We start from the raw sequence: 5,335 nt of genomic DNA, 5'->3' as shown, positions 1-5,335 counted from the left end.
CGACCTCACCCACACCGGGGACAAGACGACCACCACGGTCGCCATGGACTTCGGCCGCATCACCCTCGACCAGGACCTGATCCTGTACCTGTTCGGCACCCCCGGCCAGGACCGCTTCTGGTTCATGTGGGACGACCTGGTCCGCGGTGCCATCGGCGCCGTGGTGCTGGTGGACACCCGGCGTCTCGCCGACTGCTTCCCGGCCGTCGACTACTTCGAGAACAGCGGCCTGCCCTTCGTCATCGCCCTCAACGGCTTCGACGGGCACCAGCCCTACACGCCCGACGAGGTGCGTGAGGCGCTCCAGATCGGACCCGACACCCCGATCATCACGACGGACGCCCGCCACCGCGCGGACGCCAAATCGGCCCTGATCACCCTGGTCGAGCACGCGCTCATGGCGCGGCTGCGCTAGGAAACAGGGCCGAAGCACCACGACTGGGCCCAAAAACAGGACGCAAGTCCACAACGTCATACGGCAGTTGTCGTAGTTACACCGGAGCCGGCTGTGTCCTTTGACACGGTCGGCCTCGGTGTTCATAACGTTTCGACAGAGAAATAGGGTGGTACGACCACGCGTCGCGGTCGATCGGTGCCGCTGCGCTCACAATGGCCCCGCTTTTTGCCGGGGCTCGCTCTTTATGACCGTTTTATCTGGGACTTACATCACGCGGAATCGTTGCCTCCCAGTGTTTGGAAGTCCTCAGCGTGACGTGCTGGAATGCCTGAACTGCCCATTAGTCAAAGACGTACTAGGGCGTGGAGTCACCCGCGGCACGACGTAGGTGCCGGCGCCGAGAGGTTGTTGGTCGAGTGAGGCGAAGCAAGAAAGGTCCCGAGCCGTCGGCGCGGGGCAACTTCACCCCGCCGCCGCGCGGAGCGGCACCCGCACAAGTGACCGGACCGGAGCCGACGGCAGTTCCCGCGCCCAGCGGCAGTCGTCTCTCCCCCCGCAACTGGCGTGTACCCACTCGCCTGAACGCGATTCTCCTCATACCCGTGCTGGTCGGCCTGGTCATGGGCGGCTTCCAGGTGAAGGGCTCGATCGACACCTGGCAGGAGGCCAAGGACGCCGAGAAGGTCGCCAAGATCGTGGCCGCCGCCGGTAGCTACGCCGAGGCGCTGCTCAACGAGCGTGACCTCTCCGCCCAGCCTCTGCTGGAGGGCAACCGGGACAGCGACGTCGTCAAGGACGCCCGCGCCTTCACCGACGAGAAGGCCGACGCCTTCCACGCCGAGGTCGTGGGGATGCCGTCCGGGCAGGGCCTGGAGCGCCGTCTGCGCCTGGTGGAGGAGGCCGAACCGTCGCTGGAGAAGCTGCGGCAGACCGCCTTCACCCGGGCCGCCGATCCGGTACAGACCGAAGAGGGCTACGTCACCGTCGAGCACCTCCTGGCGGAGTTCTCCAACGAGCTCGGCCTCGGTACCGGCAACATCACCGCGTACGGCCGTACGGTCTACGCGGTCACGCTCGCCAAGGGCGCCGCCTCTCTGCAGCGCTCGATCGGAACCCACCTGCTGGTCCGGCCCAGCGAGGACGAGAGGGTCTTCCGTCAGCAGGTCACCGCGTTCACCTCGTACGCGTACCTGGAGAACATCGCCGTACAGGAGTACGTCTCCGGCGGCACCGAGGCCGACGCCGCACGGCTCGAGTCGGTCATGGCGCAGAAGACGGAAGAGGGCAAGAAGCAGGCGGCCGAGGCCGCCGCGAAGAACCCCGACTACGTCGCGCCGCCGGACACCATGCTGAAGATGATCCAGGCGATCGGCAGCGGTGCCTCCCGCGAGGACCTCGCCAAGCAGGGCGTCACCTACCAGAACTGGATGGCGGCCTCCACGCTGAAGTTCGAGGGCTACAGCGAGGTCGAGACCGAGCTGATCAACCGCGCGGTGGAAGAGGCCGGCACGATCGCCTCGGACGCCCAGCGCGACGCCTACATCAACGGCGCCATCGTCATCGTCGCCCTGCTCGCCGCGTTCATCATCGCCGGGATCATGGCCCGCCAGATGAGCCGGGCGATGCGCCAGCTGCGCAACGCCGCCTTCGGCATCGCCGAGCAGCGTCTGCCGATGCTGGTCGACCAGCTCTCGCGCACCGACCCCGGCCGGGTCGACACCCGGGTGGCCCCGATCCCGATCACCTCCACGGACGAGATCGGCGAAGTCGCCCGCGCCTTCGACCAGGTCCACCGCGAGGCCGTCCGGCTCGCCGCCGAGCAGGCCCTGCTGCGGGGCAACATCAACGCGATCTTCACCAACCTCTCGCGCCGCAACCAGTCGCTGATCGAGGGCCAGCTGACCCTGATCACCGACCTGGAGAACAACGAGGCCGACCCGGACCAGCTGGAGAACCTCTTCAAGCTGGACCACCTGGCGACCCGTATGCGCCGCAACGGCGAGAACCTCCTGGTCCTCGCCGGCGAGGAGCCCGGCCGCCGCTGGGACCAGCCGGTCCCGCTGATCGACGTGCTGCGCGCCGCCTCCTCCGAGGTGGAGCAGTACGAGCGCATCGAGCTCTCCGGTGTCCCGGAGGCCGAGATCCACGGCCGCGCCGTGACCGACCTCGTGCACCTGCTGGCCGAGCTCCTGGAGAACGCCACCACGTTCTCCTCCCCGCAGACCAAGGTCCGCGTCACCGCGACCCGTCTCCCCGACGGCCGCGTGATGATCGAGATCCACGACAAGGGCATCGGCCTCACCGCCGAGGACTTCGCGGACATCAACCACAAGCTGGCCAACCCGCCGACCGTGGACGCCGCGATCTCGCAGCGCATGGGTCTGTTCGTGGTCGGACGGCTGTCCGACCGGCACGGCATCCGCGTCCAGCTCCGCCCCTCGGGCGAGCAGGCCGGTACGACCTCGCTGGTCATGCTCCCCGACGTCATCACCCACGGTGGCGGTGGCGAGCAGCAGCCGCAGGCGGACCAGTTCACGGTCTCGCAGATCATCCCGGAGCAGCACTCGTTCCAGCAGCCGGGCCTCGCCCCGATGCGGACCGCCGCCGAGCTGGGCTTCGACGACAGCCGGTACGAGGTTCCGGACGACCTCCGTGACCTGGACCCCGTGGGCCGCTCCCTGATGCGTGAGGAGCGTCGCGCGGCCCTGGAGTCCCAGGCGCACCAGAACCCGCAGCTGCCCGCCGCCGAGGCGCCGCGCTACGGCGACGACTTCCAGTCGTCCGAACCGTCCTACGACAACGGCGCGACCACGTACGCGGACCCGCAGCGGTCGTACGACCAGCAGACGGCGTACGAGGAGCCGCAGCAACCGTCGTACGACGAGGCGTACTTCGGCCAGGGCAACGGCATGGCGAACGGCAACGGGCACCTCCCGGGCGGGAACGACACGTTCAGCGCTACCGGCGGTTACCCCGAGCCCTCGTATGCGGAGTCCGTCCAGGAGGACCACGCGGCGGCCGCCGCGCACGCCCCGGAGACGTACTCGGGCTTCGAAGAGCCGTCCTACCAGGACGACTGGCCGCAACAGCAGGACTACCAGAGCTCGTACCGCTCCGAGTACGCTCCGGAACCGGAATCCACGCAGGCCGCTGACGTGAAGGAGCCTGACAGCGTAGGCTTCGACCGTCCGGGACCCACCCCTTCCGCCGGCCACGCGCTGACCGACGCCGGCCTGCCCCGCCGCGGCTCCACCGCGAGCGCGGGCGGCACGAGCGCGGGCGCCGTGAACGGACGACAGGGTACGGCCCAGGACCAGCAGCCGACGACGGCCGGGGGACCGAACGGTGACTGGCGCTCGGCCAACGACGAGCGCTGGCAGCAGGCCTCCCAGCTGAAGAAGCCCAAGGCAGGCGGGGTCACCTCCTCCGGTCTGCCGCGGCGGGTGCCCAAGGCCAACCTGGTCGAGGGAGCCGCCACGACGACCCCGCAGGGAGGTCCACAGATCTCCCGCGCTCCCGAGGACGTCCGGGGCAGGCTGAGCAACCTGCGCCGCGGTGTCCAGCGTGGGCGCAACGCAGGCAGTGAAACGAACGGCCAGGCCACTAGAAATCAGCACAGTGGTCCTGACAGCACCTACAACCAGGAGCGTTAGTGTGAGCCCGATGAGCCAGGCGGCACAGAACCTGAACTGGTTGATCACCAATTTCGTGGACAACACCCCCGGGGTGTCGCACACGGTGGTGGTCTCCGCCGACGGACTCCTTCTGGCGATGTCCGAAGGGTTTCCCCGCGACCGTGCCGACCAGCTGGCGGCCGTCGCGTCGGGGCTGACCTCTCTGACCGCGGGTGCCTCCCGCATTTTCGAAGGTGGCAGCGTCAATCAGACGGTTGTGGAGATGGAGCGGGGATTCCTGTTCATCATGTCCGTATCCGACGGTTCTTCGCTCGCCGTACTCGCACATCCGGAAGCCGACATCGGCCTCATCGGGTACGAGATGGCACTTCTGGTGGACCGTGCCGGTTCGGTCCTGACGCCCGATCTTCGTGCGGAGCTCCAGGGCAGCCTGCTCAACTAACAGTCAGACCGTGCGTTTTGACGTCCCGGGGCCGTAAGGTTTCGGGACGCGGCTTCCAATGAGCCATGGATGCCAGCACAGTCGGAGGAGGAGAGAACGTGGCAACACCCCCAGGCGGTTCATCGTCGGGCAACTGGTCCTACCCTGGCCAGGGGCCGGGCCAGGGTGACCAGAACCGGTACAACTTCCCCTCCGCACCGAGCCGCCAGCAGCCGTACGCACCGCAGGGCCCCGGCCCCTCGCCGTACGACCAGCCGCCGGCGCCGCGCATCCAGCCCGTGCAGCCGCAGCGCCGCACCCCGGAGCCGTCGCCCGCCGGAGCGGCGACCAACCCCCTGGTGCGCCCGTACGCCATGACGGGCGGCCGCACCAGGCCGCGCTACCAGCTCGCCATCGAGGCACTGGTGCACACCACCGCGCAGCCGCACCAGATGCAGGGCCAGTTGCCCGAGCATCAGCGGATCTGCAACCTCTGCCGAGAGATCAAGTCGGTCGCCGAGATCTCGGCGCTCCTGACCATCCCCCTCGGTGTGGCCAGGATCCTCGTCGCCGACTTGGCGGAGGCGGGCCTGGTCGCCATCCATCAGCCCGGCGGCGACGAGAGCGCCGGCGGCCAGCCAGACGTGACACTGCTCGAAAGGGTGCTCAGTGGACTTCGCAAGCTCTAGCGGCGGTCCTTCCCGCTCCACCACCTCAGCGAAGATCGTGGTGGCGGGTGGCTTCGGCGTGGGCAAGACCACGTTCGTCGGGGCCGTCTCGGAGATCAACCCGCTGCGTACCGAGGCCGTGATGACGTCCGCGTCCGCGGGCATCGACGACCTCACCCACACCGGGGACAAGACGACCACCACGGTCGCCATG

4 protein-coding genes and 1 pseudogene are annotated in these 5,335 nt (G+C 68.5%); all 5 read left to right on the top strand.

Features of this window, described 5'->3' with window-relative positions:
• A partial coding sequence (locus PUR53_RS01525; protein ID WP_319669445.1) for a GTP-binding protein occupies nucleotides 1–415 on the top strand: 415 nt, incomplete at its 5' end.
• 398 nt (nucleotides 416–813) lie between these two features.
• On the top strand, nucleotides 814–4,050 hold the full coding sequence (locus PUR53_RS01520) for a sensor histidine kinase (protein WP_329907098.1): 3,237 nt from the start codon (nucleotides 814–816) through the stop codon (nucleotides 4,048–4,050).
• Between the two features lie 10 nt (nucleotides 4,051–4,060).
• Entirely contained in the window at nucleotides 4,061–4,474 is a 414-nt protein-coding gene (locus PUR53_RS01515; RefSeq protein WP_037781109.1) for a roadblock/LC7 domain-containing protein, read from the top strand.
• A 98-nt stretch (nucleotides 4,475–4,572) separates the two neighbouring features.
• Entirely contained in the window at nucleotides 4,573–5,142 is a 570-nt protein-coding gene (locus tag PUR53_RS01510) for a DUF742 domain-containing protein (protein ID WP_045561500.1), read from the top strand.
• Nucleotides 5,123–5,335 (top strand): annotated as a pseudogene (locus PUR53_RS01505) (ATP-binding protein); the annotation flags it as partial. The gene PUR53_RS01510 and the pseudogene PUR53_RS01505, both read left to right, overlap by 20 nt.

It is taken from the genome of Streptomyces sp. SP18BB07 (assembly GCF_036322545.1).
Classification (GTDB): domain Bacteria; phylum Actinomycetota; class Actinomycetes; order Streptomycetales; family Streptomycetaceae; genus Streptomyces; species Streptomyces deccanensis.
Note: the sequence above shows the minus strand (reverse complement) of the source record. Positions and strands in the feature narration are given on the sequence as shown.